The organism is Bacillus sp. FSL K6-2861 (genome assembly GCF_038630725.1).
In the GTDB taxonomy this organism is placed as follows: domain Bacteria; phylum Bacillota; class Bacilli; order Bacillales; family Bacillaceae; genus Bacillus; species Bacillus velezensis.
In genome coordinates this window covers 1,166,338-1,192,309 of record NZ_CP152037.1, presented here as the reverse complement: position 1 = coordinate 1,192,309, position 25,972 = coordinate 1,166,338, and the positions used below count along the sequence as shown (strand labels likewise).

Genomic DNA, 25,972 nt, shown 5'->3' with positions numbered 1-25,972 from the left:
CTTTAATCCCCTCTTTTTTAATGTTAGTATTCAATTGTAAAAATAAAGGGGGAATGGTAAAAATGAAAAAAGTTGTCAAGATAATCATTGCTTTAGGTTTTGTGCTAACTCTATTGGTTTCTGGGACATTTACCGAAACAAAAAAGGCTGAAGCTTGTTATCCAGCTTATAAATGTATGTCGAAATCTACTCTTCCCAAAAACTACAAACTGTATTATAAAAATCCGGACAGACGAGCTGGTTCTTATGCAGGAGGTATTGTAATTGCTGGGGTAGGTTTCTTTGGTGGGACACCAGGAGCTGTAGCATCTTTTTTAGGTGGAGCTGCATATAGTTATAGGGAGATGTATCATGGAAATCTGTCGTTCAAAACATACATCAAAAGAAGCCCGAAATCCAACAAGAAATTCAGAATTAAAACAGTTTATTATGAACGAACGAACTATAAAGGGAAGCAAACTGTCAGAGTTAGAGATGAAAATTAATTAACTTTAAAGGGGCGATTCGTATGAATCTGTATAAGGGTTTAAATATATTTTTCGTTCTGATATTTATAGTTGCTATTCTAGTAGGGAGAATAGCACTTGATAAAGATAAGGGGATAATGTTGATCTTTGTCAGTGCAATTGTACTTATTATAGCATCAGTTTTGAATTTTATTTTAAATCGACGTCCCTATAAAAAATAATTTAATCACACAAAAAGAGCAGATTAATTAATCCTGCTCTTTTTTATTAACCTTTAAATTATTACACTAATATATACTTCCTTTAAAATAGTTTGTAAATCAAAAAAGACCCCCTCACAGTTATTTGTGAGGGGTCTATTTATTGTGTGGTCTATTTTCAGATTAGACTCAAATGTCCGAAAGAAAAAGCCCTATCCGGTTAAGGATAGAGCTGTTTTATTCTTGTATTGTTGTTAATACTCCATTATCGAAATATAGGTATCTGCTGCCGTAAACCCATTGTTCGTTTATTCCTGATGCTGTCGTTGTCTTATTAATAGACATAGGTCTGCCCCAATCTTTAAGTTGGATAACTTCCTGCTTGGTCATGCCAATAGCAATTTTCTTTTCTTGATATTCTTCATCTTCAGACTGTTGTTCATCATTTTCGCTGTATGTAACTTCTCTTCTTTGGAAACCAGTTGATTCAGGATTATCATCTACACGATCTTTTATTAGTAAAGTGTTTTCTTCAGGGGTATTTAATGGATCATAAGCAACTTCATAACTGACTGCTTTATCATTTTTATCCGGCAAAATATAGATACGACTGATTGAGCAAACCTTATCTTTTCCACAGTTTATTTTATTAAAATTAGAGTTTTTTTGAGCTACTTCCATTGCTTCACCCACTGTAAGCAACTTTTCTTTATCTGATAGCGATGTAAAAGATGGTTTAGCTGCTAAAGATAAGTCGTATACTTTATCATTGGATTTATCGGTTTTAGACATCCACACTTGATTAAAGTTTTTCTTGACTCCCTTATCATTTCCCACTTTCTCGGCAATTGAGTCTAAATTACTGGTGTCTAATCTGTTTATGTACATCGGAATTGTTATAGCTAGAATAATACCAACTGCCACAACACTAAGTGTTGATATTAGAAGTATGATTTTCTTTTTTGACAAATTAACCTCCCCTTCCCATCTTTACTTATTATCGGTTATTTCACTCACTATTCCAACAAAAAACAGACGTATCCAATAAGGATACGCCTGTTTAATGTACATGCCTATATGCTTCCCAGATGTACTTTGTATTTAATTTATTCCCTCTTTGATTGCCGTCTGAGCCTGTTATAAACCCAAGTTCGTTTATAATTCCATATGTAGAGTTTCCTCCAACCAGGTATATTCCCATTTCATTTACCTGATACGTATAACCTCCTGTCTCATCAATTAATAACATGGAATCATTAGAAGACACTGGCCACACTTTCACATGTGTTGGAGTAAAAGGCAGTGATATTTGCTTACTAATTGTTCCATCACCAACATATGTCCCTCTAGCCAACTGAGGAACATCCGAGGATAGCGCGTATTCTGAGTGTGGTTTACCACCAAGAAACTCAGCGTTCCCATCTATAGAACCTGTAATGATTCCTTGGTCATTACGTACAGGTATTGAATTAGGCGTGGACAGTGTTGAAGCCGTGTAACCATTTAATGAATCAGCCGAGCCCGCAGAAGACACAATCCACTCTTCACCATTGAAAAGCTCTTGTTTATTAGTCTTTGGATCGATCCAAATCGTTGCCGCTTCTGGAGTTTCAGGCTTCGCTACTGATGATATAGTATACAAATTGTTTACTTTTCCATTAAGGTTTCCACTCACCTCTACAGTAGAAGAAGGGAGGTAGGGGTTTTCGTTTGGGTGAAGGGATTTTACGATGTCAGATCCAATGAATTGAGTTATCTCTATATCTGCATCAACTCTTCGATAGGCTTGAATACCAATGGTGTAGTATTTATTAGAGGGCAACCCTGTGAACGCTGCAGCTCGTTTGTCATACTTTACATTCTTCAGGTCTTCACTGGCCATCTTTGAACCGAAAACATATTCATCCTTATCGTTGCTAGAATATAGATACAATTCAAATCCATCAATATTATACTTGTCTTCATTAGAAGTTGGATAATCCCATTCTATTGTGATATCTACTGATCCATCATCATTGTTTGTATGAGATATAGCTGTGCCGTCTCTTTTAATAATTGGAGGGTTAGGTTTTACAGCTATTCTGTCATTCCTAATATTGAAATTTTCAGTTGCATTCTCCCAGTCAATTTTTCTTTTGTTATAATCCGTGTTTGTTTTTATAGATGTATACATCATATTACTGATGGTTTCAAAATCGCTTTTAATCTTCTTTCCATTTGATATTGTTACATCCATTGTCTTTTGAGCAAAATCAAAATTAAATGTAACAAGTCGAGCTTTCACATCAGTCTTCAGTTCTTCTGATCTGATTCTAACAGTATCGCCAAGTGAACACCTATCCCAGTTATGAGATTCAGAAAGACAATTGAAAAAGTTAACTACATCTAAGGTAATGTTAATTGGTGGCGCATTTCTCTTTTCCATCTCCTCTATGCTCTTTTCATAAAGTTCAGTTTCATCAAATAGGCTATCATTCGACCATTCTCCTTCCAGAATAAAAACTGAAAGTTCTTCTTTAAGATCGTCTGTAATATATTTTTCAAATTTAAGCGTTTCTTTAAGCTCAGAAATGGAATTTTGGATTGTTTCCTTATCTTTATCTAAGATAGCGATCTGATTAATCTTGGCATCAAGTTCCTGAATTTTCATTTGTAATTGGGCTTTTAATTCTTTAGTGTCATCCCCTGCTTTTTTAGCTACTTCAATATGGTCTAATATCTTTTGTTTTTCTAGTTCCAGTGTGTACTGTTCATTTTTAAGCATTGTTTTCTTTTCTTCGACTTGTTTTTGCTGTTCAAGTAACAGGTGAAATTAGTTCAATAAAGATGCTAAGGAACATGTTATCAGTGCATTAAAAGAAGGTTACGAAAAAAGCAATACCGGATGGGGAGAGCGCCCTAGCTGGTAAAAATAAAAAGGAGAACGATTAATGGCATCAGTAAAAAAAGATAAGAGAAACGGCAATTGGTACTATGTGTTTGATATAGGGAAAGATGAGAACGGCAGACGGAAGCAGCGTAAACGAAGTGGGTTCAAGTTAAAGAAAGATGCAGAAGAAGCATTAAGAGAAGATCTCCAGTTATATCACTCTGGGGATCTTCTTAAAGATAATGATTCAACCTTCAAGGAATTGGTTGAGTATTGGCTTAACATCAAAACTCCAGATGTAAGCAACCAAACTCTAAAGGTTTATCATTATAATTTGAAAAATCATATACTCCCCGCCTTTGGAAGCATGAAACTAAGCGATATAACAACTCAAAAGGTACAAGCATTTATAACAAGGTTAGTTAATGCTGGCTTATCGGCTGCCACAATAAAGAAGATATATCACGTACTCAACAATGTAATGAAAACAGCTGTCCAAGATGAGTTTATTAAAAAGAACCCAGTTGAAAAAGTTAGGAAGCCATCAGTTAAGCGTAAAGAAGTTGAAGTTTGGTCAGCGGAACAGATGTCTTTATTCCTGGATCACACTAAAAACAGTCGTTACTATATCGCATTTTGGTTAGCGATTTCTTTCGGGCTTAGACAAGGTGAAATTTTAGGCTTGCGTTTCAAGGATATAGACTTCAATAATGGCGTTTTGAGAATTGTTCAAACACTAGAACACTCTGGTGGCCAAACAAAATACGGTGGAAAATCATCGACAAGCACACGCACCATCGACTTATCAGAACATGATATCCATATACTGAAGAAACAAAGAAGTCGTGTACTGAAAGAGAAGAGTTTATGCGGAGGACTCTATACAGACCGAGATTTAGTTGTATGTACAGATACAGGGAATGCAATCAATCCAAGAAACCTTTTAAGACAGTTCAAAGCTTATTTAAAGCAGCTTGATTTACCTGATATCCCATTCCATAACCTTAGACACTCTCATGCATCCTTACTGTTAACAAAGTTTCATCCTAAAGTCGTCCAAGAAAGGTTAGGGCATAAGGACATCCAGGTTACGCTTAACACCTATTCGCATTTAATGCCAAACATGCAAAAGGATGCTTCCACATTTATCAGTGGTATCTTACAAGGCAAACAAAAAGAGGAATCACATTAAATTGTGACTCCTCTTTTTTTTGACTCCAGTGTGACACGAGTAAGTGTCCAACACGCTGAAACCCTTGATGATTCCGACTGGGCTCGAACCAGCGACCTCTACCCTGTCAAGGTAGCGCTCTCCCAGCTGAGCTACGGAATCATGATATGTATATGTTGCTGGGTATGTTGTTGTCTCTCTGACATTTATAATTATATATCCTGATTTCTCATTCGTCAACACTTTTTTTATCTAAAATAAAAAAAGGGCGCGTTGCAAAATTGACGGCGCCCTTTTCGTTTATGATCTCACTTGGGCAGGGGTTATTTTTTTTAATGCCTGTTCGAAGTCCCGCTCTAAATCTTCGGCGTTTTCGACTCCGACGCTCAGGCGCAGAAGGCCGTCTGTGATGCCGCGTTTCTCCCTCTCTGCTTTCGGCATGGCGGCATGCGACATGGCTGCAGGGTATGAGAGAATGGATTCGACGGCGCCGAGGCTGACGGCAAATACCGGAAGCGATACGTTTTCGACCAGCTTTTTGACGGCTTCTTTGCTTTCCAATTCAAAGGACAGGACGGCGCCCGCTCCGCTCGCTTGCCGTTTATGGGTATCGGCTCCCGGATGTCCGGCAAGGCCGGGATAGTAAACGTTTTTGATGGCGGGATGTCCGTCAAAATAGGCAGCCAGCCGCTCAGCTGTCCGGCTCGCTTTTTCCAGTCTGACCTGCAATGTTTTTAAGCCTCTCAATACGAGCCAGCAGTCCTGAACGCCGAGCACCGCTCCAAATGAATTTTGCAGCTTATACAGCTGATTGCCGAGCTCTTCATCTTTTACGGCGGCAAGGCCTGACAGCACGTCACTGTGTCCGCTTAAAAATTTCGTCGCACTGTGGAGCACGATATCTACACCGAGATCAAGCGGACGCTGCAGAGCAGGCGTCATGAAAGTATTGTCAAGGTATGTCAGACAGCCGTGATCCTTTGCCAGTTTGACGACGCCCTTAATATCCGTGATGCCGAGCGTCGGGTTTGACGGTGTTTCCATATAAATGGCTTTCGTGTTCGGCCGGATGGCGCGGGCGACCGCTTCTGTGTCCGTCATATCGACAAAGGTATGTTCGATCCCGAAACGGGACAGAACCTCAGTCACCATGCGGAATGTTCCGCCGTACACGTCCTCCGTGACGAGAACATGGTCGCCTTGGGATAAGAGCAGAAATGCCGTCGAAATCGCCGCCATTCCTGAGCTGAAAGCAAAGCCTCTCGTTCCGCCTTCAAGACCTGCGATCGTTTCTTCAAGCGCTGTTCTTGTCGGTGTGCCTGAGCGGCTGTAGTCATATGTCCCGAATTCTTCAAATGAAGACTGATGGAATGTGGAAGCATGCTGAATCGGGACGCTGACGGCTCCGGTGGCTCCGTCTGTTTTAAATGGATTGTGCACGAGCTGGGTTTCCAGCGTCCAATTGTGATTACTCATATGACACGGCCCCCTCTTTTACTTGCTGTAATGCCTGCTTTACATCCCGCTTCAAATCTTCTGCATGTTCAATGCCCACTGAAAATCTCAGCAGACGGTTGCAGACACCGTTTGCGATACGGATGTCTTCTGGAATATCCATGTGCGTCTGTGTCGCGGGGTACGTAATAAAGCTTTCCACCCCGCCGAGACTTTCTGCGAAACAGATCGTTTTCAGCGCCTTTAAAAACGGATTGACCCATTCCTCTTTTTGCAGCCGGAAAGACAGCATCCCGCCTTTTCCGGGATATAACACGTCGGCGATTTCTTCTTCCTGTTCTAAAAATTCTGCAAGTTCACGGGCGTTTTCTTCATGACGGCGCATTCTGAGTCCGAGTGTTTTCATCCCTCTCATTAAAAGCCACGAATCAAACGGCGAAAGAACCGCGCCGATCGCATTTTGGTGATTAAACATGATCTCGCCGAGCTCTTCATCCTTTACGACAGCAAGACCGGCAAGGAGATCATTGTGCCCGCCTAAATATTTTGTGGCGCTGTGAATGACGATGTCCGCTCCCAGTTCAAGCGGACGCTGGAGCACCGGGGTATAAAACGTATTATCCACAATCAAAAGCAGGCCGGCTTCTTTCGTAATCCGGGCGATTTTTTCAATGTCCGCCTCCTGCATTAACGGGTTTGTCGGTGTTTCAACAAATACCGCTTTCGTGTTTTCCGTTATTTTGGAGCGTAAACAGTCTTCATCGCTGAAATCATCGTAAATAAAGCTTAAGCCGTATTTTCTCCATTCGTTTTCAAACAAACGGTACGTGCCTCCGTATAAATCGGAGGATACAATCAATTCATCTCCGCTTTTAAATAAAGCCATAATCGTTTGAATGGCTGCCATTCCCGAGCTGAAAGCAAAGCCTCTCGCACCGTTTTCCAACACGGCGATAGCGTCTTCAACGAGCTGGCGTGTCGGGTTTTTCGTACGCACATAATCAAAGCCTGTAGATTCTCCAATTCCTCTATGTCGGTAAGCGGTGGACAGATAAATCGGCGGACTGACCGTTCCCGTTGCTTCTTCGCTTCTATTTCCGATTTGGGCTAATTTTGTATCAACATGCTGCGTCATCAGTAAGCACCATCCTTTTTCAAAAATAAAAAAGCCCCCTCTTCATAAGAAGAAGGAGCTTTTCTCTTCCTCTTATCTTCCAAGCATGTGAATCGCTTGCTGGATTTAGCACCTTGGCACTTTGCCTTCCCGCGGCAAAGCAAACCGGTTGCTGAGGTTTCAAAGGGCCAGTCCCTCCACCTCTCGTGATAAGAATATTGTTTTGTATTTTCTGATTGTTCTATATTAACGCACTATAAAATGAATTTCAATAACTTTTTATTTATCTGAACTCTCGCAAGAAGTGCATCTGAAGAAAGAAATTTCTAATAATTCATGGTACAATAGGAAAAAACCATCAAGACAAGAAGCGGCCTGGAGGAATGCGAAGTGGCATCAAAAAACGGAATCATTCATGAGAAAAAACTTTTCTCCCATGAGCTTGAAGAGGAAATGACCGTTTTGGTCTACCTGCCCGCCACCTTCTCCCCTCTGTATAAATATCATACGGTCATCGCTCAGGACGGCCATGATTATTTCAGATTAGGGAGAATCGGGCGGCAGGCGGAAGAGCTTATGTCAAAAGGGGAAATTGACCGCTGCATCATTATCGGTGTCCCTTATAAAAATGTGCGGGAGCGAAGAAACACATACCATCCAGAAGGCTCTAAATTCGCCTCATATAAGCGGTTCATCGCAAATGAGCTCGTTCCTTTTATCGACAAAGAATACCCGACTTATCAAGTCGGATACGGCCGCACCATGATCGGGGATTCCCTCGGCGGAACCGTTTCGCTTATGACGGCGATTGACTATCCGAACATGTTTGGAAACGTCATCATGCAGTCTCCGTATGTTGACGGGCACGTGCTGGATGCCGTCCGGCAGTCGGAGGATCTCAAACAGATTTCCGTTTATCATCAAATCGGAGAAAAAGAAACCGGCGTTCACACGACAGACGGCCAGGTTCTTGATTTCACCGCGCCGAACGAAGAGCTCAAACAGCTGCTGGAAAGCAAACAGTCTGAATACACGTATGAAACCTTCGACGGGGATCATAAATGGACCTACTGGCAGCCGCTCATCACGCCGGCGCTGAAAAAAATGCTGTAACCATTCATTTAAGGAGGGAACTTTCATGAAATACGGTATTGTTTTATTTCCATCAAAAAAATTACAGGATCTCGCAAATTCGTACCGGAAACGCTACGACCCGAGCTACGCGCTCATTCCTCCGCACCTGACGCTAAGAGATCCGTTTGAAGCGACAGAACAGGAAATCGAGCAGGTCGTATCACAGCTGAGACAGACGGCGAAAGAGTCGCATCCGCTCGTTCTGAAAATCACAAAATACAGCTCGTTTTCTCCTGTGAATAATGTGATATATATGAAAGCAGAGCCGACGGAGGAATTAAAATCTCTGAGTGAGAAATGCTACTCAGGAGCATTATCCGGCGAGCCGGAATACAGCTTCGTTCCGCATGTCACGGTCGGCCAGAAGCTGTCGTCAGATGAACATTCCGACGTACTCGGACAGCTGAAAATGCTGGACATTTCCCACGAAGAAGTCATCGACCGTTTTCACTTGCTCTATCAGCTGGATAACGGCTCATGGACTGTGTACGAAACATTTTTATTAGGCGGAGGAGAATAACTGCTTGGAATCCATCATCGCAAAAACTGAAAAACAGCTAAACGACGCTTTTTTCGTCAGAAAAGAGGTCTTTGTTAAAGAACAGCACGTTCCGGAAGAAGAAGAGATTGATCAATTCGAAGACACGTCAGAGCATATAGTCATATATGACGGCGGCCAGCCGGTCGGAGCCGGCAGATGGCGCTTGAAAAACGGGCATGGAAAATTAGAGCGCATCTGCGTGATGAAAAGCCATCGTTCTTTAGGCGTCGGAGCCATCATTATGCAGGCGCTTGAAAAAGCGGCGGCAGCCAAGGGCGCCGACAGCTTTATCTTACATGCGCAGACGCAGGCCGTTCCGTTTTACGAAAAACAAGGATACCGCGTCACATCCGGCGAAGAATTTCTCGATGCGGGCATCCCCCATCTGGAAATGATAAAGGAACACAAACGATAAAATCAAAAGCACTCCTGTTATATGGCAGGAGTGCTTTTTTTATGAAAATAATACTATTACATGAATTTTATTGCATTTTATGGAAAGTTAATGTATGTTTAGTGTACGAAGTATTACAATTCATACAAAAAATACAATTCATATTTCGGAGGGATAAACATGACGGCACCAAAAGGAAAACACATATTCGGGACTGTTAAAGTGGGCACAAAAGGACAGATTGTCATTCCTAAAGAAGCAAGAGATGTTTTCGATATAAATCCGGGGGATTCACTGCTTATGCTCGGGGATGACCAGCAAGGTATCGCACTTGTTAAACAAGAACTCTTTTTCGAGTTTGCAAAAGATATTTTAAACGCTAAGCAAATCGATGAAGATAGCGAGGATGAGTAAATGCACGCGATTGAGCTGAAGCAATTAACGAAACATTATAAAGAAACCGCCGCCGTTGACCGTCTTGAGTTCTCAGTTGAGAAAGGGGAATTTTTCGCTTTACTCGGTGAGAACGGAGCCGGAAAAACGACATTAATCAGTATGCTTTGCGGACTCCTTTCTCCGGATGACGGTGATGCATCAGTGCTTGGACACAGTATTTTGACTGATTTGGATAAAATAAAACCGAAATTGAATATGTCCCCGCAGGAAACAGCCATCGCTCCTCATCTAACCGTACGGGAAAACTTAGAGTTTATAGCCGGAGTCTACGGAATTCCGAAAAAAGAAGCAAAAAAAAGAACAGATGAGATGCTCGAATTGTTTCAATTAAAAGAGAAAGAAAGAGCAAAAACCAAAACATTATCAGGAGGAATGCAGCGCCGCCTCAGCATCGCAATGGGAATGATCACCAAGCCGGATATTTATTTCTTAGATGAGCCGACATTAGGGCTTGACGTCCGTTCACGCCGCGAGTTGTGGAAAAATCTTGAGGCATTAAAGGGTGACATGACGATTATTTTAACCACACACTATTTAGAAGAGGCTGAAGCCCTGGCAGATCGTATTTGCATTTTAGAAAATGGGACTTTAAAAGCACTGGGTACGGCGGAGGCTCTGAAAAAGCAAACTCATTCAGCCACATTTGAAGATGCCTTTTTAGCGATTTGTGACGGGGAGGCGGGTCTTTATGCTTGATTTCGCCATTCGCAACCGCAAAGAAATTTTTCGTGACCCCCTATCTATTATTCTTGGAATCGCACTGCCTGTTATTCTATTGTTTCTGTTTACGGCGATTGAAAAAAATGCGCCGCTTGATACCTTTAAAATTCAGCACTTAGCACCCGGACTCATTGTTTTCGGTTTTGCTTTCCTTACAATGTTCTCTGCATTGCTGATCGCAAAAGACAAACAGACCGCCCTTTTGACCCGTTTGTTTGCTTCTCCTTTAAAAACAGCCGATTATGTCATCGGTTATGCAATGCCGATGCTGCCGTTAGCCATTTTACAGATCGTCATTTGTTTTATCGCAGCAGCGGCTGCCGGTTTATCCGCCGAGTGGATGAATCTTCTCGCAGGTATCGCTGTCTTGCTGCCGATTGCGATGATGTCCGTTTTCTTCGGTTTATGTTTAGGGGCTGTGTTTACGGACAAACAAATTTCAGGTATCGGAACGATTTATATTACACTCGTGCAATTTCTGGGCGGGGCTTGGATGGAGGTGAGCCTGCTCGGTGACACATTCAAACATATCGCTTATGCCTTACCGTTTGTTCACTCGATCGAGCTGGCCCAGGAAGTCATATCCGGAGATTATTCTTCCTTTCATCAGCATATTTGGCCGATAGCGGGATATACCGTTTTGGCGCTTGCACTTGCTTTCCTCAGTTTTATGAAAATCAGGAAGAGATAAAAAAAGCCGGCACTCCGTAATGGGAGCGCCGGTCTTCTTTATTACGTTTCTTTCAGAAGGCTTATCGTATGCGGCAGCAGACGGTCATCCCCCGGACTGCCATGCCCCGGAACGACAATGCTGATGTCCTGATATCTTTTCATGACTTTGCGGACGGCGCGCGGCCACTGATCCGGATAAAAGCCCGGAGTAGGCACGATTTCCTTTGTTTCTAAAGCCTTGATTAAGCAACCGCCGAATAAGAGCTTATCCTCAGGCAGCCAGACGGTCATATTGTCTTCCGTATGCCCTTTTCCCGGATAAAACGTTTCAATTTTCATATCGCCAAACTGCAGCTTTGTCACGTTTTTCAGATCTCCGAGCGGCCGGTCATATCCCTGCTGTCGGGCGAAGTCGGCGGTCAGCTTCGTGCTGTGCACCTTTACACCGTATTTGTACAGGGTGTTCAGACCGCCGATACGATCATCATGGGCGTGTGTCACAATGGCATCGGTCATCCTTTTGCCGGGAAACCGCTTTTTTATTTGTGTCATTAATTGCTCTGTGAGACTGTCATTCCACGGAGTATCAATCAGTACGATTCCTTTGGAAGTCTCAAGAAGCAATCCGTTCGCAGGGACGGGACTTCCGTCTGCCGTACCGATGCTTGTATGCATCCAGACATGCGGCGCCAGCTGTGTGAGAGTGACACCTTTTGCTGCGGAGCCCTCCGCCGCGTCTGCCGGTTTCATTCCGGGAGTAAAGAGGCCGAAAAGAAATAACCCCGCAATTAATAATGAAAGCTTTCTCAAATTGAATCATTCCTTTCCGCATCTTTCATATATACGACTCAAAAAAACCCGGATATATCCGGGCTTTTTCACACGTATTGATTTATTAACCGGCCTTTTCCCATGATTTGCGGCAGACGGGAAAGAGAGCGCTTACGTTTTTCCTCATGTACTTTCTTTTCTGCGGCTGCGGTGTTTTCCTGGCGGCGCTCCACCTCTCTGTACACCCTGTCATTGGCGAGGGCGGCCGCTTTCGTAATGCCGGCGTAATCAGGCTTATAACCCGCTGCCCGGTTTGCGTATTGAGAATACTGCTGGTTTTGAATCCGTCCTGCATAAATCATATGTACCCCTCCCCTTCGCTTTTCATTTCCCTTAATCTTACTTTTTGAAACGCTGTTCTTTTGTTATGATATTCTTTGTCTATCAAATGGATGAACACCTTTTAATGGGAGGACCCCTTTTTGAAATGCGCCCGACTGAATAACCGAACGATACATTTACATACATATTCTAGAGAACATTACCAATTCCTTTTTGAAGAAGCTCAGAAAGGAAATATTTTTTGCGCACATTGTGAGCAGCCCGTCTTGATGCGGCTTTCGATTTTAGAGCAGCCGGCATTTTATCACCGGCAAAAGGGAGACTTCACCGCCTGTGAAAAAGCATGCGCGGCCAAGGAACCACTAGCGGAGAAAGAAACAGAAGAGTATAAGGAAGCCGGCATGTTCCGCCTGCCGAAAGGAAAAGCGATTTCAGAGAATCCGAAACCGATCGTCTCAGAATGGAAAAGCCCGAAAAAAGTGCCTGCGGCCGAACCGTTTTCACCAACATCCGAGGCGGCTGATACATCTTTGTTCCCCGGCATCGGCCTGAACCGTGAACAGATGAAGGCAGTTACTGAAACGGACGGGCCTTTATTAGTGCTTGCCGGAGCGGGAAGCGGAAAAACAAGGGTGCTGACAGCACGCGCCGCCCATATGATTGAACACCTCGGCATTTCACCTGAGAATATGCTGCTTGTGACCTTTACGACAAAAGCCGTCGCCGAAATGAAAGAGCGGATGGCAAATGAGTACGGTCTGGCAGCCGGAAAAGTCTCCCGTCTCGTGACAGGAACATTCCACAGCTTTTTCTATAAAATACTCTATCATTATGATTCTTCAAAATGGAACGGCAGCCAGCTTTTAAAAATGGAGTGGCAAAAAGAGCAATATGTGAAAAAGGCGCTCTATGAAGAAAATTTGGATGAAAAAGAGTTTCCCATCGACCAGGCGCTTCAGCTTATCGGCTGCTGGAAAAACACGTATCTCCCCCATGAGACCATTCCGCTTGCGGACGACTGGGAGAAAAAAGTGTACAGGCTCTACGAACATTACGAACGGCAGAAGCGGGAAAAACGGCAATTTGATTTTGATGACATGGCCCAAGGCTGTTATGAACTGTTTCAAAGCCGGCCTGATATTCTCGCGCAGTACCAAAACAGATTTTCTCATATTTTGATTGATGAATTTCAAGATATCAATCCTGTCCAGTACAACATTATGCAAATGATCGCAAGCCCAGAGAATAACCTGTGCTGCGTGGGTGATGACGACCAATCCATTTATGCGTTCCGCGGCAGCAGCCCGTCTTTCATTCTTGACTTTCAAAAGGATTATCCGGCAGCAAAGACCATTTACTTAACGGCAAATTACCGCTCGCCGCATCCGATCGTCTCAAGCGCTCATGCCGTCGTAAAGAAAAATAAAAAACGGTATGAAAAAACACTTTCTGCCGTCAAAGACGGCGTTCACAATCCCGTGATGTTTTATCCTTACGATGAAGAAGAAGAAGCGACCATGATCGTTTCGGATATGAAAGAGAAGATTCAAAACGGGGCGAGTCCTGACGATTTTGCCGTGCTTTACCGGACAAACAGCGCCGGACGGGCCATTTATGAAAGACTGCACCAATCATCGATTCCTTATCATGCCGACCGGGGCGTGCAGACGTTCTACAGCCGCAGAATCGTACGCCAGATCCTCGCCTACTTATATGCGAGTCAGAATGAAGATGATCCGGATGCGGTGAAAGACCTGCTGCCCGCCTTATTTTTAAAGCAATCCGCCCTGCAAACGTTAAAGGCGCTGTCAATTACGGAAGATTGCACGATGATTAAGGCACTGACGAAACTGCCTGACCTGAAGCCTTTTCAAATAGGGAAGATCAAGCAGATCGTTCCGTTTTTCGCAAGCATCCGGACAATGAAGCCGGTTGAAGCCATCACCTTTGCAGAAAGCAAAATGGGTTTTTCCGAGTATTTAAAAAAACGGGGCAATGAGGGAAACAAACTGGAAAAAGGCTCTGATGATCTCAGGGATGTCAAAGTGGCCGCCAAAAAATTCAAAACCATTCCCGATTTTCTTGCGCATGTCGATCATATGCGCGCCGCTGAGAATCTGAAAACCGATGAAAACGGCGTCGAACTGCTGACCATTCACCGCTCTAAAGGTCTTGAATTCAATACGGTCTATATTTTAGGCGCGGCTGACGGCTCGATCCCCCATGACTTCGCGCTTGAGACGGCGAGACAGGGCGATCCCGCTCCGCTCGAAGAAGAAAGACGGCTTCTGTATGTCGCAATGACAAGGGCCATGCAGCATTTATATGTATCTTGTCCCGCGTACAGGCGGGGAAAAACAGCGCGCAGCTCAAGATTTCTCGAGCCCCTTCTTCGGACGGACAGACGGAGCGCACTCAGGATATAAAGAACCCGGCAGATCACTGCCGGGTTCTTCTCACATAAAAAGGCCTTTTTAGCAAGGCCGGCTGACGCCTATTTATTGTTCAGCATTTTAGAAATGGTGCCAAAATCAAGTTTCTCTTTACCGCTTGTAATAGATTGAACGATTTTGTCTTCCAATTCTTTCGGAACACGCTTGTTAGCCAGCTGGGACACCTTCTGAATGACGCCTCTCACCGTGTTTTCATCTTTGAAATTGGCATTTTGCAATGATCCTGCAAGGTTCATGACATCCTTCATGCTGACGCCTGTTTTCTTCTCAATATTTTTGAAAAATTGATTATCCATGGTGTGCCTCCTTTTGTGGAGTAATACGATATTGTATGAATAAAGAGCGGAACATGTGCCCGTAAGACAAGGAAAAAATTCCGAGTGCCCCGTCTCTATACTCCTTCATACATCAGGGAAGCACGGGACTGAACGGTCCCGCGCTTATCCAAGGTCTTGCTAAGGTTTAGCCAAAAAAGGATGCACCGACAATGATCAGAAGGATGAACAATACGACAACAAGAACAAATGTTGAGCCGTATCCGCCTCCGACATAGCCGCCTCCGTATCCGCCGCAGCCGCCATAACCGCCGTAGCCGCCGCCGAATCCGCCATATCCGAATCCCATATCTAAGCACCTCCTTTACTCTCTATACTCTATGTGAGCCGACTTGTTTGGCTTGGATAAATGCATAGGGCCGGTGCGGATTTCGTTCATTTTAGTGAGAATGCTCATTTTTCTTCAGTTTTGCTTCTGTTTCGGCGGCAAACACATCTATCCATTCCTCAAAGCGCGATCCCGCTTCATCAAACTCAGACAGCTGTTTTTCAATAGATAAGATATATTTGTCATGCTCCCGCTGGTTTTGATTGTGCCGGCGGTATTTACCGTTTATGAATGATTCAAATATATTCATAACATCCCCTCCTCCTATGATCTATGCCGAACAGAGGCCGGCGTTCGGCAAAAAACAAAAAAACCGGAAGCTCCGGTTTTTTAGAAAACGGCTATTTCGGTTTTTTCTTTTGGCCGCAGCCGCAGCCTTTTTTCTTAATTTTTTTTTCGTAAGGCTGATGCACAGTTGATTTGTATGGAGAATGTTGGGAAGGTTTGCTTGATTGACTCATGGTGATCCTTCCTTTCCTTATGTCATATATGCCAGTTTATGCCGAAAGTGACGGTAAGTTGCTGGTGGAACCGCCTTATTCCTGCAGAAGACGAGAAACCGCAGCTTCAATGATTCCGGCCGCGCCGGCTATGGCTAACAGCAAAATCAGCCATTGCGCGGCCCCGGGTATCACAATCTGCGCCGCAATTAAAAAGGCGGCACACCACACGCCCGTACACCAGTAGCAGCTGAGAAGTTCACCGATAAATGCCCTGATGCCTTTCCCTTTTATGACAATGTAGGTTTCTGTCGTGCCGTCGGGTGCGGTTTCTGTTTTTTCCTCGTGAAAAAGGCTCCGAAGCGGCGCCATAATGGTGTCAAATACGAAAAGCCTGGCCAGCCGGAAAACGGCAAACGATAACAGAATAAATGAAAGCCAATTGATAACCACCTGTTCACTCCTTTTCAAAACTTGACCTCTTTATACATATGCGAAAACCCTGATCTTCATGAATCGCACCTTGTCCGGTAAAAAAATAGGTGCGGTTTAGTTGTTTTTCTTATTCCGCTCGGCGTTTCATTTGCATTATATAAAGTATGAATGAGAAAGGAGTGAAGGTTATGTCGTTTGAAGAAAAAGTCGAAACACTGCAACCGCAAATATACGAACAATTATCCAACGAATTCGAGCAGACGATCGAAGTGATTGATTGCGAAAATGTCACAATAGATACAACACATATAACGGCCGCTCTTTCTATACAAGCCTCAGTTACTACGGCGATTATCCTCGCGACACAGCTCGCGATCGCAGATGAAGACACAGCCGACCAAATAGCAACCGAACTGCTGATCCTGGATGATTGCCAAATAAAAAAGAGGACCGTCATTCAAGTCCTGAACAGCCGCAATATTAAAATCACACTGACTGCAGACGATATTATGGCCTTTGTACAAATTTTGTTTCAATTATTAAATATACTTTTTGCTGAACTAGACATCCTTTAACCTTTCTTTTCAAATATTTAAATAGAGGTGAGAACAAATGGCAGATAACGAAAAATTAAAAAAAGAACTCGAAAATCTACCTGAAGTGGATCCGCTTTTAAAGGTGCTTGTCAGCAATGTCTTCAAAAAACACGGCGTGACAAAAGATAAAATGCGGGAAATACCTGATGAAGAAAAAGAAATGCTGATCGCATTAGTCAAAGACATGCAGGCAAAAACAGAAGCTTTTCTTGAAAGCCAGAAACAGAAAAAAGAGCAGGAAAAAGCGCAAGATCAGCAGACCAATCCGCAAACCCGCAGAGAACAATTAATCGAACAGCTCCGGCAAAGACGCCAAAATCCCGGTCAATAACTAAAAAATAGTGATTTTTATCAGGATAGATGCCTGAGTCAAAGTAAGGGGCCGGCTCATTTAATATTAGTAAAAGAAAAGGAGGAATAGATATGGAAAGCAGACCATACTCTTGGGTTGCACTTGATCCTGAATGCGAACATCCGCGAGAAGAAAAAGAAGAAAAAGAAGGCAGAAGATGCAGTGTTTGCTGTAACGGAAACGGATTCGGCGAAGATAATGCCTTCCTTGACCAAGACCTTGCTCAAGCGAATATCAACAAACAAGTTTCTGAAGAAGCGATTATTATCAGAGACTCTTGTGATATCAACGTAACGTCAACAGACGTTCAAGCAGTCGCTTCAGTCATGACAGCGATTAATGCAGCAGTCGTAACGGCCACTCTCACTTCAATCGCTGACGGAGTCATCGCTGAATTGGTCGCACAAGACTTATTGCAGCTAACAGCTAACAAACAAATCAACCGTCAAAAACTGCTCATCGAAAACTCCCGCGGCGTAAACGTGACAACAGTAGATGCCGATATCGCAGTATTGATCTCAACAGCGACAAATTTACTGATTGCTGTCTTAGTCATCACCCTTGTCCTCTAAAAAGAAAAAGCAGAGCTAAAAATGCTCTGCTTTTTCTTATTTTCTCCGCATATGATGAATATATAGACGTTCACCCACACCAAGTGAGGCTCGCGTACATATGTTGTTAAAGACAAAAGTCAAATACCCTAAAAGAAGGAGCTGAAATCCATGAGCTGCGGAAAACACCATGGCCGAGATGAAAGTTGTGTATGCGATGCAGTCGAGAAGATTTTAGCAGAACAAGAGGCTGTTGAAGAACAATGCCCGACTGGATGCTATACGAATCTTTTGAGCCCGACGATTGCAGGTAAAGACACCATTCCGTTTCTCGTATTTGATAAAAAAGGCGGATTGTTCTCCACATTCGGGAACGTCGGAGGATTTGCGGATGACAGCCAGTGCTTTGAGTCCATTTTCTTTCGTGTAGAAAGACTATGCGATTGCTGCGCGACGCTTTCAGTATTGCGCCCCGTAGATGTGCACGGCGACACCCTCAGCGTCTGCCATCCTTGTGATCCTGATTTCTTCGGTTTAGAAAAAACAGAATTTTGCATTGAAGTTGATCTGAGCTGCTTCAGCGCCATTCAGTGCCTTTCACCCGAGCTTGTTAACCGGCCTGCGCCGCACAAAGAGAAAAAGCATCACGGATAGTCATTGATTCGCATCTTTCCTAAAGAAGAATCCCCTTCCAACCTTCTATTACAGATGCAATCATCAGCCCGCCCGGACTTCCGGGCGGCTGACTCTCCGATATCGTTTAAACCGGTACCATTTAAAACGTGAAGTCAGGAGGGATATTATGAGCAAGCATACAACATACTGTGTGCGTGAAGCGGTAGAAAATATTGAAGACCTGCAAAATGCGGTTGAAGAAGATTGCCCGACAGGCTGTTATTCTAAACTTTTATCTCCGGCTTATACATTAGGCGATACAGTGCCGTTCGCCATCTTCACCTCAAAATCGAAACCGTTCACCGCATTCGGAAACGTCGGCGAGCTGGATAACGGTCCGTGCTTTAATACCGTTTTTTTCAGAGTTGAAAGGGTCTGTGACGGCTGTGCCACATTAAGCCTGCTTATTGCTTTTGACGAGCATAAGCACATTCTTGATTTTACAGATAAAGACTCTCTCTGCGATGTATTCCGTTTAGAAAAAACGAACTATTGCGTTGAAGTCGATCTCCATAGCTTCTGCGCCATCAATTGCCTGAACCCGAGACTGATCAACCGCACACATTCTTAAATCAAAAAGCATAAAAATAAGCTGCCGGATGAAAGAATTCAGGCAGCTTTTTGTATGGTTAAAATCCAAGCGGATGCAGCGAGGTAATATCGTCTATTGCGAGTTCTGCCGGCGCTCCGTTGCTTGTCGTCCGCAGGAAGATCGCATTATTTTTTCTGCCGACGATTACGCCTCTGTAGGTTTTCCCGTTGGCTTCTATCAGACAAAGGGTCCGCGGCATATTATGCGGCAGCTTCGTTAAGAAATCAATTTTTTCAAGAATGGACATTCTGCTCATCGGCTTTTTCACGCGCTTTGGCGGAACCTTTTCCTCTGGGGCGGCATTGTGAACCGCTTCAGGCTCTTTTTTAGCGGCATCAGGCTCTTTTTTAGCGGCGTCGGGCTTGGCAGTGTCCTGCTCCGCTTGCGCCGGAACTTCTTGAACGGCTTCTTCTGCGCGGCTGTGCTGTTCAGGTACTTGCTTTTCTGGTTCGACAGCCACTGCTCCTTCAGGCTGAGTTTGACATTCTTCCTCCCGCTTTCCATGCATCGGCTCTTCTTCCGGCAGCTGAGGCGCTTTCCTTTTTTTGATTAATATGTCCTGCATTGATGATTGCGTGTCTGAATAATCCGCCTGAACAATATACATGAGCGGTTTTTTTTCCGCGTTTCTGTTTTGTTTTGACATCTTCATCCCTCCGATTCTGTCATGTTTTATTTATATGACGGAATGATTAAAATCAGAAGAAAGAAAAAAGCAATCCCTGAAAGGGACTGCTTGTTATTTAACGTGCGGTAATATGGAATCCTGAATCAACGTGAAGATTTTCGCCCGTGATGCCTCTTGACAGGTCACTGAACAAGAATGCAGCCGTGTCGCCCACTTCTTCAGGTGTTGTCGTGCGGCGCAGAGGCGCGCGCTCTTCAATTTCTTTCAGGATGGAGTTGAAATCACTGATTCCTTTTGCAGACAGCGTACGGATCGGTCCTGCTGAAATGCTGTTGACGCGGATGTTTTCTTTTCCTAAGTCAGCGGCTAAATATCTGACGCTCGCATCAAGAGACGCTTTTGCCACACCCATTACGTTATAGTTTGAAACGACGCGCTCTCCGCCGAGGTAAGTGAGTGTAACGATGCTTCCGCCTTCAGTCATAATCGGACGCGCCGCTTTTGCGACCGCTGTCAGAGAGTAAGAACTGATGTTATGCGCAAGCAGGAATCCTTCGCGGTTCGTATTTAAATATTCGCCGACAAGCTCTTCTTTGTTTGCGAACGCGATGCAGTGCGCGATGCCGTGAATCACGCCGACCTGCTCTTTAATGCTCGCAAAGCAAGTTTCGATCTCAGCGTCATTTGTCACATCACACGGAAGGATGATGGAATCATTTCTTTCTAATGTAGCCGCAAGGTCATGAACTGATTTTTCCAAGCGCTCTCCCGCGTAAGTGAAAATGAGGCGCGCTCCGGCTTCATGCAGCGAACGGGCGATTCCCCATGCGATACTGCGTTTATTGGCAACGCCCATCACAACGATGTTGCGGCCTTCAAGTGAGAAATTCATATGTATAAAGCCTCCTGTAATCGTCTTAAAGACATAGTTTTAGTACCTGATCTTAATTTTTATCATATCATAACCTTGTCCAGATTGAAAGCATGGGAAAAAGACCGCGGATGTTGAAGCGGTCTCTTTTTTATCTCGTCTGCAGACTGTTCCTTTTAAAGGCAAAATGATTGGTCGGGCCGTGTCCCTCTCCAATGCCAAGCGTATGTTCCACGGCTTCCCGCACAAAATTGACGGCTGTCTCAAACGCGGTCTGAATGTTTTTCCCCTTTGCCGTTTCCGCCGTCAGCGCGGCTGCGAACGTGCAGCCTGTTCCGTGGGTGTGTTTGGTGTCAATATAAGCGTGACTGATTTGTGTAAAAGACGAACCGTCAAATAATAAATCAACGATCCTCCCCTGTTCAGGCTGGTGTCCGCCTTTTATGATGACATGCTTTGCACCAAGCTTGCAAAGGCGTTCGGCCGCTTTTTTCCGGTCCTCAAACGTGCGGATTTCCATTCCCGTCAATACCTCAGCTTCCGGAACATTCGGCGTCACCGCATAGCTGCGCGGAATTAACAGCTCTTTTAACGCGGCCTGAGATTCCTCACGCAGCAGGGAAGCACCTCCTTTGGCAATCATGACGGGGTCGGTGATGACATGATCAAGCCCGTACTGATCCGTTTTTTCCGCAATTTCCGCAATCATTTCCGCGCTCCACAGCATTCCCGTTTTTACAGCGTCAGGCCGCAAATCTTCCGCCACCGCGTCAATCTGGCTGCCCAGCGCTTCCCGGGTGAGCGGATAAATGCCGTGAACACCCAAAGTGTTCTGGGCGGTTACCGCTGTAATGGCTGACATCCCGAAAACGCCGAGCTCCTGAAAGGTTTTGAGATCCGCCTGTATACCGGCGCCGCCTCCTGAATCTGATCCGGCAATCGTCAATGCTTTGCATATGCTCATGATGTTTTTCTCTCCTTTCGCATTATCCGATCCATTTATGATAAAAGGATTTCGCTCTGCTGATATCACTTGTGCCGTGTATTAATGCTCTGCCGTCACGAAACAGTACCATCTTGAAATTGTCTGTGCAAAACGAAATTAAATACGGGTTGGCTGAAACATCAAGCCCTGTCCGTCTGAGCTGTCCCGCAAGTTTTTGCAGATCAACCTGCTCGGAGATCCCCGTTCTGATCTGCACCGTGTTCCGCCCGCACAGAACCGCCGCTTTTGTCTGATTTTCATAGGATAAAAACGGAAAATCGTTTGTGCCGCAGCTTGGGCAATCAGCCGACTTAAGACGGGCGACGTTTATTTCTGACCGTTCATTTTTCCATAAATCAAAGGAACGGAGAACATGCTCGATAGATCCGCCCGTTAACAGCTTCAGCGCATCTGCTGCCTGAAAAACGGCCGTCTGCAATACAGCCGGGCTGATGATTCCCGCCGTATCGCATGTCATACCGCCTAAAGGCAATGTTTCAAGCAGACAGTGAAGGCACGGCGTGACACCGGGAATGACGGTAAAAGAGAGCCCGTAGCTGCCGACACAGGCGCCGTACAGAAAGGGAATCCCTTTCTGTACAGCCGCATCATTCACAATCAGCCTCGTTTCAAAGTTGTCGGCGGCATCCACGATGAGGGAGGCATCACGAATCAATCCGGGTGCGTTTTCCGCAGTGACATCCATGACAAATCCCTCGACCTCTACATCACTATTTATAGATCGAAGCCGTTTTTCAGCCGCCGCGGCTTTCGGCATTTCCTGTCTGACATCGTCTTCGGTATAAAGCTGCTGGCGCTGGAGATTACTCCACTCCACATAATCTCTGTCAGCGATCGTTATCTTCCCGACCCCTGCTCTGACAAGCATCTCCGCACTTGCCGTCCCAAGCGCACCCGCGCCGATAATCACGGCATGAGACGACCGGAGCTTCTCTTGGCCGGAGGGACCGATCGGCTGAAACAGCTCCTGTCTGGAATATCTCTCCGTCATACCGGAAGACCGTCTCGCGGACTGCTTGCAGTTCCGTAATCTTTCACCGGAATTCTCCCGGCTTCATAAGAAAGGCGGCCCGCTTCTACGGCAAGCTTCATCGCCCGGGCCATCTTGACCGGATCATCAGCGCCTGACACAGCGGTATTTAACAGCACGCCGTCTGCCCCGAGCTCCATCGCGTAGGCGGCGTCTTTTGAAGATCCGACGCCGGCATCGACAATGACCGGCACCTTCGCCTGTTCAATGATAAAGGAAAGATTCAGCGGATTTAAAATTCCCTGACCGGAACCGATCGGGGAAGCGCCCGGCATAATGGCATGCACTCCGAGCTCCTCAAGACGTCTTGCGAGCACGACATCATCTGACGTATACGGAAGCACGATAAATCCCTCTTCGAGCAGCTGTTCTGATGCTTTCAGCGTTTCAACCGGATCAGGCAAAAGTGACCGGCTGCATCCGATGACTTCTACTTTTATCATGTCACAAAGCCCTGAAGCTTTGGCAAGCCTTGCGATTCGGACCGCCTCTTCAGCCGTTGCGGCGCCGGCCGTATTCGGCAGAAGCGTGTATTTAGACAAATCAAGCTGTTCGAGAAAGTTAGGCTGAGACTCTTCAAAGATGTTCATCCTCCGCACCGCAAAGGTTAAAATATCTGATTCCGAGACGGCCACCGCCTCTTTCTGAATCTCAAAACTCGGATATTTTCCCGTTCCTAACAGCAATCTTGACTGAAACTGTTTTCCGCCTATTGTTAACATCCTCATCCGCCTCCTACAAAATGGACAATTTCTATGACATCGCGGTCACACAAACTCGTCTTTTCATAATTCTTTTTTTCAATGATTTCTTTATTTCTCTCCACAACTACGATTCTTTGATCAAGCTGGTACGATTCAAGCAAATCCTGAACCGTCCCCTCATTTTGATTCCAATCAATTTGTTTTCCGTTCAGCTGAAGGATCATATATGAACAGCCTCCTTGCGATCAATTCGAAACGCTTCTTCCCATTCCTGTTTAATCTGTCTTTCCAGGATCATATCCCGCACCATTTCAGCAGTTGCCGGCGCCAACAGGATGCCGTTCCGAAAATGGCCGGCGGCGAATATGATCCCGCTGTCTTCAGGATGCCGCCCGATAAACGGCTTTCCATCTCTTGTTCCCGGCCTGAGTCCCGCCCAAAACCGGTCTATTTTCATATGTTCGATGGCGGGAAGCATGGTTTTCGCTTTTGCAATGACGGCCTCAATTCCTCCGATGTCAGGCGTATCGCTCCAGTCGCCCTGTTTCATCGTGGCGCCGATGACAAGCCGGCCGCTTTTTCTCGGGACGACATAACAATGATCATGGTAAAGGGTTTTGGTCAGCGGGGTATCGTCATTCCACACGGAAAGGCATTCTCCTTTTACAGGAAAAAAAGGCTGTCCCAAGCCGAGCTGGCTGAAAAACCGGCCGCTCCATACACCGCTTGCAACTGCGACTTTGTCAGCATAGACATCCCCGCCGGACGTTGTGATGCAATATTCTCCGTTCACTCGTTTTACGGAGGTGACTTGTGTATGCTCATATATGTCAGCGCCATAGCGCCGCGCCCCTTTTGCATACGCTTTGCAAACATAGTACGGTTCGACATGGACATCGTCTTTTATAAAACTTGCGCCTAGAATGTCTTTTGAAGCGTAAGGCTCTTTTTCAAGGGCATCTTCCGCTGAAAGCCAGGTGACGGAAGGTAGATCATCCATCTTCCGCAGACGGGCGATATCTTCTTCGGTATACGCCAGTTTAAGCATTCCGCCGTTATGGCGCCTGATGTCAATGCCGCAAGCTTCCTCAAGCTCTTGCCCCGCCGCTTCATACAGCCTTTGACTGTGCATGGCAAAATCAAAAAACGCATCCCGGTTTTCACATTCCGCATGAGCGCCCAGCATTCCCGCGGCAGCGCTTGTCGTTTTTCGGCCGACTTCTCCGGCTTCAAACAAGACAACGTTTTGCTGCGTCTTCGCCAGCTCATAAGAAATGGCGCACCCGATAATTCCGCCGCCGATCACCGCCGTATCATAGTGCTTCTTCATAATCGGCCTCCCTTACCGCGCGTGCATACCGTTTTGCCGCCTCCTCAGGATTTTCAGCTGAGAAAATGCCTGACATGACGGCAATTCCGTCCGGCTTCGCCTGCTTTGTGTGTCCGATCGTCTGCAGTGTCATTCCGCCGATTGCGATAACGGGGATGGAAAGCGTGCGTTTGATCTCTGAAAGCAGGCTGATGCCTCTTGCTTCAAGTCCTTGTTTACATTCGGTTTCAAATACATGGCCGAACACCACATAATCCGCATCTTCCTTTTCAGCTTGGATGGCTTCTTTCAGCGAATGAACCGAACGTCCGATATGAAGATGGGGAAATCTGCTTCGCACCTGCTTTACGGAAAAGCTGCGGGACGGAAGCTGAACACGGTGTATATTGGCAAATAGCGCGATATCCGCCCTGTCATTGATGATCAATTTGTCCTTATCCGCACCGCCCTTTTTCAAAAGGGACAAAAGCTGCATGATTTCTCCCGCTGTTTTATCCCGCTCACGGATATGGATAAAGCTTACTTCGCGCTGAATCGAAAGAATATCCTCGGCCAGCTCGGCAACGGATTTGCGATTATCAGTTACCGCGTGCAGCTCCAAAAGATTCCACCTCTTTTCCGCCCTTCTCGGACCAGCCTTCTTTTTGATAGGCCATTCCCCAAAATTGATATTCATAATAGCTTGAAATCACAAAATTCTCTTTCATTTTCGCGCGGATGTCCTCTGTGCTGTTTTCAGCAATCTCGTCAAAACGGCTGATCTGTTCTTCGACTTGCTGTCTGAACCAGTCTCCGCCGTATGTACCGATCCATTTTTCATAAATCGGATGCTCCGGTTTGCACTCCTTTAAGTGTTCGCCGACTTCATAATATAGCCAATAACAGGGCAGAAGCGCAGCTAATATTTCTCCAAAATTGCCGCTCATCACCGATCTGTACATATGAGACGTATAAGAATAGGCGGTCGGTGCCGGTTTAAATGCCGCACGCTCTTCTTCCGTAATCCCTAAAAGCTCCGTAAACTCGCGGTGCAGCGCCATTTCCGCTTCATATGTCCCTTGAGCGTGGCCCGCCATCCTGCCCGTCGTAAACAAGTCTTCGGCATATGCGGCGCCGAACGCCTGAACTTTTGCAAAATGCGTCAAATAGTAGGAATCTTGCAGCACGTAATAGCTGAAACGGTCTATCGGCAGGCTTCCGTCACCGATTCCCGTTACAAACGGATGAACAAAACTTCCGTCCCACCATTCGGCAGCCGCCTGTCTGCATTCTTCAGAAAATGTCATTATGTCTTCCCCCCTGATAAAATAAAAAAAACCACCTTCCCGCATCGGAAAAGT

The 25,972-nt window shown here is 45.3% G+C and carries 33 protein-coding genes, 1 tRNA gene and 1 riboswitch; of the genes, 14 read left to right on the top strand and 20 right to left on the bottom strand.

All coding sequences use genetic code 11. The features are described from left to right. The first annotated feature begins 62 nt into the window (after positions 1-62). Entirely contained in the window at positions 63-485 is a 423-nt protein-coding gene (locus NYE62_RS05995) for a hypothetical protein (protein ID WP_033574533.1), read from the top strand. A 419-nt stretch (positions 486-904) separates the two neighbouring features. Here the strand turns inward: NYE62_RS05995 and NYE62_RS05990 are convergent, their stop codons facing one another. Continuing rightward, positions 905-1,636 (bottom strand): hypothetical protein, encoded by a 732-nt coding sequence (locus NYE62_RS05990; protein WP_144464039.1) that lies wholly within the window; start codon positions 1,634-1,636, stop codon positions 905-907. A gap of 91 nt (positions 1,637-1,727) precedes the next feature. Further along, positions 1,728-3,431 (bottom strand): hypothetical protein, encoded by a 1,704-nt coding sequence (locus NYE62_RS05985; RefSeq protein WP_342497290.1) that lies wholly within the window; start codon positions 3,429-3,431, stop codon positions 1,728-1,730. 166 nt (positions 3,432-3,597) lie between these two features. On the opposite strand from NYE62_RS05985, the gene NYE62_RS05980 reads away from it, so the two are divergent. Next, positions 3,598-4,728, top strand: a complete 1,131-nt coding sequence (locus NYE62_RS05980) for a site-specific integrase (protein ID WP_163113785.1) — start codon at positions 3,598-3,600, stop codon at positions 4,726-4,728. Positions 4,729-4,796: 68 nt separating this feature from the next. On the opposite strand, the gene NYE62_RS05975 is transcribed toward NYE62_RS05980, so the two are convergent. The 3 genes from NYE62_RS05975 to NYE62_RS05965 form a co-directional block, all read right to left on the bottom strand. Next, positions 4,797-4,869 (bottom strand) — tRNA-Val (locus NYE62_RS05975). A 138-nt stretch (positions 4,870-5,007) separates the two neighbouring features. Next, positions 5,008-6,183, bottom strand: a complete 1,176-nt coding sequence (gene metC / locus NYE62_RS05970; RefSeq protein WP_007409073.1) for a cystathionine beta-lyase — start codon at positions 6,181-6,183, stop codon at positions 5,008-5,010. Continuing rightward, entirely contained in the window at positions 6,176-7,297 is a 1,122-nt protein-coding gene (locus tag NYE62_RS05965) for a methionine biosynthesis PLP-dependent protein (protein ID WP_015417234.1), read from the bottom strand. The genes metC and NYE62_RS05965 overlap by 8 nt, the downstream gene beginning before the upstream one ends. Before the next feature lie 69 nt (positions 7,298-7,366). Continuing rightward, positions 7,367-7,492: riboswitch (SAM riboswitch) on the bottom strand. A gap of 174 nt (positions 7,493-7,666) precedes the next feature. Here NYE62_RS05965 and NYE62_RS05960 point away from each other — a divergent pair. From NYE62_RS05960 to NYE62_RS05935, 6 genes are all read left to right on the top strand, one after another. Beyond that, the gene (locus tag NYE62_RS05960) at positions 7,667-8,389 is read left to right on the top strand and encodes an esterase family protein (RefSeq protein ID WP_007409075.1); all 723 of its coding nucleotides are present in this window, start codon (positions 7,667-7,669) and stop codon (positions 8,387-8,389) included. 25 nt (positions 8,390-8,414) lie between these two features. Continuing rightward, a complete protein-coding gene (locus NYE62_RS05955; RefSeq protein WP_007409076.1) occupies positions 8,415-8,930 on the top strand; it encodes a YjcG family protein in 516 nt (171 codons plus the stop codon). 4 nt (positions 8,931-8,934) lie between these two features. Next, on the top strand, positions 8,935-9,366 hold the full coding sequence (locus NYE62_RS05950) for a GNAT family N-acetyltransferase (RefSeq protein ID WP_039251936.1): 432 nt from the start codon (positions 8,935-8,937) through the stop codon (positions 9,364-9,366). A gap of 159 nt (positions 9,367-9,525) precedes the next feature. After that, positions 9,526-9,759, top strand: coding sequence for an AbrB/MazE/SpoVT family DNA-binding domain-containing protein (locus NYE62_RS05945; RefSeq protein WP_007409078.1), 234 nt, complete (start codon positions 9,526-9,528; stop codon positions 9,757-9,759). Beyond that, positions 9,760-10,497: an ABC transporter ATP-binding protein gene (locus NYE62_RS05940; RefSeq protein ID WP_007409079.1), complete on the top strand. Its 738-nt coding sequence runs from the start codon at positions 9,760-9,762 to the stop codon at positions 10,495-10,497. After that, a complete protein-coding gene (locus NYE62_RS05935; protein WP_007409080.1) occupies positions 10,490-11,212 on the top strand; it encodes an ABC transporter permease in 723 nt (240 codons plus the stop codon). The genes NYE62_RS05940 and NYE62_RS05935 overlap by 8 nt, the downstream gene beginning before the upstream one ends. Before the next feature lie 41 nt (positions 11,213-11,253). On the opposite strand, the gene bla is transcribed toward NYE62_RS05935, so the two are convergent. After that, positions 11,254-12,003 carry a subclass B1 metallo-beta-lactamase gene (gene bla, locus NYE62_RS05930; RefSeq protein WP_094032352.1) on the bottom strand — a complete coding sequence of 250 codons (750 nt, stop codon included), beginning with the start codon at positions 12,001-12,003 and terminating at the stop codon, positions 11,254-11,256. Between the two features lie 68 nt (positions 12,004-12,071). Next, the gene (locus NYE62_RS05925; RefSeq protein WP_020955647.1) at positions 12,072-12,326 is read right to left on the bottom strand and encodes a hypothetical protein; all 255 of its coding nucleotides are present in this window, start codon (positions 12,324-12,326) and stop codon (positions 12,072-12,074) included. Positions 12,327-12,446: 120 nt separating this feature from the next. Here NYE62_RS05925 and NYE62_RS05920 point away from each other — a divergent pair, with 120 nt between their 5' ends. Continuing rightward, positions 12,447-14,732, top strand: coding sequence for an ATP-dependent helicase (locus NYE62_RS05920; protein ID WP_095352241.1), 2,286 nt, complete (start codon positions 12,447-12,449; stop codon positions 14,730-14,732). Between the two features lie 68 nt (positions 14,733-14,800). Here NYE62_RS05920 and NYE62_RS05915 read toward each other — a convergent pair whose 3' ends face one another. The 4 genes from NYE62_RS05915 to NYE62_RS05900 form a co-directional block, all read right to left on the bottom strand. After that, positions 14,801-15,055, bottom strand: coding sequence for a stage VI sporulation protein F (locus NYE62_RS05915; protein ID WP_003154986.1), 255 nt, complete (start codon positions 15,053-15,055; stop codon positions 14,801-14,803). Between the two features lie 166 nt (positions 15,056-15,221). Further along, positions 15,222-15,383 (bottom strand): YjcZ family sporulation protein, encoded by a 162-nt coding sequence (locus tag NYE62_RS05910; RefSeq protein ID WP_007610678.1) that lies wholly within the window; start codon positions 15,381-15,383, stop codon positions 15,222-15,224. Positions 15,384-15,474: 91 nt separating this feature from the next. After that, a complete protein-coding gene (locus tag NYE62_RS05905) occupies positions 15,475-15,672 on the bottom strand; it encodes a hypothetical protein (protein WP_012117306.1) in 198 nt (65 codons plus the stop codon). Between the two features lie 286 nt (positions 15,673-15,958). Continuing rightward, entirely contained in the window at positions 15,959-16,315 is a 357-nt protein-coding gene (locus NYE62_RS05900) for a DUF1360 domain-containing protein (protein ID WP_047936403.1), read from the bottom strand. A 170-nt stretch (positions 16,316-16,485) separates the two neighbouring features. Here NYE62_RS05900 and NYE62_RS05895 point away from each other — a divergent pair, with 170 nt between their 5' ends. From NYE62_RS05895 to cotZ, 5 genes are all read left to right on the top strand, one after another. Beyond that, complete coding sequence (locus tag NYE62_RS05895) at positions 16,486-16,872, top strand: spore coat protein (RefSeq protein ID WP_003154992.1); 387 nt, start codon at positions 16,486-16,488, stop codon at positions 16,870-16,872. A gap of 37 nt (positions 16,873-16,909) precedes the next feature. Further along, positions 16,910-17,224: a hypothetical protein gene (locus tag NYE62_RS05890; RefSeq protein WP_015239584.1), complete on the top strand. Its 315-nt coding sequence runs from the start codon at positions 16,910-16,912 to the stop codon at positions 17,222-17,224. A 92-nt stretch (positions 17,225-17,316) separates the two neighbouring features. Further along, complete coding sequence (locus NYE62_RS05885) at positions 17,317-17,817, top strand: spore coat protein (RefSeq protein ID WP_017417463.1); 501 nt, start codon at positions 17,317-17,319, stop codon at positions 17,815-17,817. Positions 17,818-17,967: 150 nt separating this feature from the next. Next, a complete protein-coding gene (cotY, locus tag NYE62_RS05880) occupies positions 17,968-18,450 on the top strand; it encodes a spore coat protein CotY (RefSeq protein ID WP_007409090.1) in 483 nt (160 codons plus the stop codon). Positions 18,451-18,598: 148 nt separating this feature from the next. Beyond that, positions 18,599-19,042 carry a spore coat protein CotZ gene (gene cotZ, locus NYE62_RS05875; RefSeq protein WP_015417224.1) on the top strand — a complete coding sequence of 148 codons (444 nt, stop codon included), beginning with the start codon at positions 18,599-18,601 and terminating at the stop codon, positions 19,040-19,042. A gap of 58 nt (positions 19,043-19,100) precedes the next feature. Here the strand turns inward: cotZ and NYE62_RS05870 are convergent, their stop codons facing one another. The 9 genes from NYE62_RS05870 to tenA all read right to left on the bottom strand — a co-directional run bounded on the left by NYE62_RS05870 (position 19,101) and on the right by tenA (position 25,918). Then, positions 19,101-19,709, bottom strand: coding sequence for a CotO family spore coat protein (locus NYE62_RS05870; RefSeq protein WP_061581913.1), 609 nt, complete (start codon positions 19,707-19,709; stop codon positions 19,101-19,103). A 97-nt stretch (positions 19,710-19,806) separates the two neighbouring features. After that, positions 19,807-20,583, bottom strand: coding sequence for an enoyl-ACP reductase FabI (fabI, locus tag NYE62_RS05865; protein ID WP_003155001.1), 777 nt, complete (start codon positions 20,581-20,583; stop codon positions 19,807-19,809). A 130-nt stretch (positions 20,584-20,713) separates the two neighbouring features. Next, on the bottom strand, positions 20,714-21,526 hold the full coding sequence (gene thiD, locus NYE62_RS05860) for a bifunctional hydroxymethylpyrimidine kinase/phosphomethylpyrimidine kinase (protein ID WP_015417222.1): 813 nt from the start codon (positions 21,524-21,526) through the stop codon (positions 20,714-20,716). Positions 21,527-21,548: 22 nt separating this feature from the next. After that, the gene (thiF, locus tag NYE62_RS05855; protein ID WP_039251967.1) at positions 21,549-22,559 is read right to left on the bottom strand and encodes a thiazole biosynthesis adenylyltransferase ThiF; all 1,011 of its coding nucleotides are present in this window, start codon (positions 22,557-22,559) and stop codon (positions 21,549-21,551) included. Continuing rightward, positions 22,556-23,326: a thiazole synthase gene (thiG, locus tag NYE62_RS05850; RefSeq protein WP_007610655.1), complete on the bottom strand. Its 771-nt coding sequence runs from the start codon at positions 23,324-23,326 to the stop codon at positions 22,556-22,558. Before thiG ends, thiF begins: the two co-directional genes overlap by 4 nt. Continuing rightward, a complete protein-coding gene (gene thiS / locus NYE62_RS05845; RefSeq protein WP_039251972.1) occupies positions 23,323-23,526 on the bottom strand; it encodes a sulfur carrier protein ThiS in 204 nt (67 codons plus the stop codon). The genes thiG and thiS overlap by 4 nt, the downstream gene beginning before the upstream one ends. Next, the gene (thiO, locus tag NYE62_RS05840; RefSeq protein WP_061862072.1) at positions 23,523-24,632 is read right to left on the bottom strand and encodes a glycine oxidase ThiO; all 1,110 of its coding nucleotides are present in this window, start codon (positions 24,630-24,632) and stop codon (positions 23,523-23,525) included. The genes thiS and thiO overlap by 4 nt, the downstream gene beginning before the upstream one ends. Further along, a complete protein-coding gene (tenI, locus tag NYE62_RS05835) occupies positions 24,616-25,233 on the bottom strand; it encodes a thiazole tautomerase TenI (protein ID WP_122503865.1) in 618 nt (205 codons plus the stop codon). The genes thiO and tenI overlap by 17 nt, the downstream gene beginning before the upstream one ends. Beyond that, positions 25,211-25,918: a thiaminase II gene (gene tenA, locus NYE62_RS05830; protein WP_015417218.1), complete on the bottom strand. Its 708-nt coding sequence runs from the start codon at positions 25,916-25,918 to the stop codon at positions 25,211-25,213. Before tenA ends, tenI begins: the two co-directional genes overlap by 23 nt. Positions 25,919-25,972: the final 54 nt, after the last annotated feature.

What these genes read in the sequence shown, in the direction of transcription:
- NYE62_RS05995 (WP_033574533.1), top strand. Translation starts at nt 63, where the DNA reads ATGAAAAAAGTTGTCAAGATAATCATTGCTTTAGGTTTTGTGCTAACT.
- NYE62_RS05985 (WP_342497290.1), bottom strand. Translation starts at nt 3,431, where the DNA reads ATGCTTAAAAATGAACAGTACACACTGGAACTAGAAAAACAAAAGATA.
- NYE62_RS05980 (WP_163113785.1), top strand. Translation starts at nt 3,598, where the DNA reads ATGGCATCAGTAAAAAAAGATAAGAGAAACGGCAATTGGTACTATGTG.
- metC (WP_007409073.1), bottom strand. Translation starts at nt 6,183, where the DNA reads ATGAGTAATCACAATTGGACGCTGGAAACCCAGCTCGTGCACAATCCA.
- NYE62_RS05965 (WP_015417234.1), bottom strand. Translation starts at nt 7,297, where the DNA reads ATGACGCAGCATGTTGATACAAAATTAGCCCAAATCGGAAATAGAAGC.
- NYE62_RS05955 (WP_007409076.1), top strand. Translation starts at nt 8,415, where the DNA reads ATGAAATACGGTATTGTTTTATTTCCATCAAAAAAATTACAGGATCTC.
- NYE62_RS05945 (WP_007409078.1), top strand. Translation starts at nt 9,526, where the DNA reads ATGACGGCACCAAAAGGAAAACACATATTCGGGACTGTTAAAGTGGGC.
- NYE62_RS05940 (WP_007409079.1), top strand. Translation starts at nt 9,760, where the DNA reads ATGCACGCGATTGAGCTGAAGCAATTAACGAAACATTATAAAGAAACC.
- NYE62_RS05935 (WP_007409080.1), top strand. Translation starts at nt 10,490, where the DNA reads ATGCTTGATTTCGCCATTCGCAACCGCAAAGAAATTTTTCGTGACCCC.
- NYE62_RS05925 (WP_020955647.1), bottom strand. Translation starts at nt 12,326, where the DNA reads ATGATTTATGCAGGACGGATTCAAAACCAGCAGTATTCTCAATACGCA.
- NYE62_RS05915 (WP_003154986.1), bottom strand. Translation starts at nt 15,055, where the DNA reads ATGGATAATCAATTTTTCAAAAATATTGAGAAGAAAACAGGCGTCAGC.
- NYE62_RS05910 (WP_007610678.1), bottom strand. Translation starts at nt 15,383, where the DNA reads ATGGGATTCGGATATGGCGGATTCGGCGGCGGCTACGGCGGTTATGGC.
- NYE62_RS05905 (WP_012117306.1), bottom strand. Translation starts at nt 15,672, where the DNA reads ATGAATATATTTGAATCATTCATAAACGGTAAATACCGCCGGCACAAT.
- NYE62_RS05895 (WP_003154992.1), top strand. Translation starts at nt 16,486, where the DNA reads ATGTCGTTTGAAGAAAAAGTCGAAACACTGCAACCGCAAATATACGAA.
- NYE62_RS05890 (WP_015239584.1), top strand. Translation starts at nt 16,910, where the DNA reads ATGGCAGATAACGAAAAATTAAAAAAAGAACTCGAAAATCTACCTGAA.
- NYE62_RS05885 (WP_017417463.1), top strand. Translation starts at nt 17,317, where the DNA reads ATGGAAAGCAGACCATACTCTTGGGTTGCACTTGATCCTGAATGCGAA.
- cotY (WP_007409090.1), top strand. Translation starts at nt 17,968, where the DNA reads ATGAGCTGCGGAAAACACCATGGCCGAGATGAAAGTTGTGTATGCGAT.
- cotZ (WP_015417224.1), top strand. Translation starts at nt 18,599, where the DNA reads ATGAGCAAGCATACAACATACTGTGTGCGTGAAGCGGTAGAAAATATT.
- NYE62_RS05870 (WP_061581913.1), bottom strand. Translation starts at nt 19,709, where the DNA reads ATGTCAAAACAAAACAGAAACGCGGAAAAAAAACCGCTCATGTATATT.
- fabI (WP_003155001.1), bottom strand. Translation starts at nt 20,583, where the DNA reads ATGAATTTCTCACTTGAAGGCCGCAACATCGTTGTGATGGGCGTTGCC.
- thiD (WP_015417222.1), bottom strand. Translation starts at nt 21,526, where the DNA reads ATGAGCATATGCAAAGCATTGACGATTGCCGGATCAGATTCAGGAGGC.
- thiF (WP_039251967.1), bottom strand. Translation starts at nt 22,559, where the DNA reads ATGACGGAGAGATATTCCAGACAGGAGCTGTTTCAGCCGATCGGTCCC.
- thiG (WP_007610655.1), bottom strand. Translation starts at nt 23,326, where the DNA reads ATGAGGATGTTAACAATAGGCGGAAAACAGTTTCAGTCAAGATTGCTG.
- thiS (WP_039251972.1), bottom strand. Translation starts at nt 23,526, where the DNA reads ATGATCCTTCAGCTGAACGGAAAACAAATTGATTGGAATCAAAATGAG.
- thiO (WP_061862072.1), bottom strand. Translation starts at nt 24,632, where the DNA reads ATGAAGAAGCACTATGATACGGCGGTGATCGGCGGCGGAATTATCGGG.
- tenA (WP_015417218.1), bottom strand. Translation starts at nt 25,918, where the DNA reads ATGACATTTTCTGAAGAATGCAGACAGGCGGCTGCCGAATGGTGGGAC.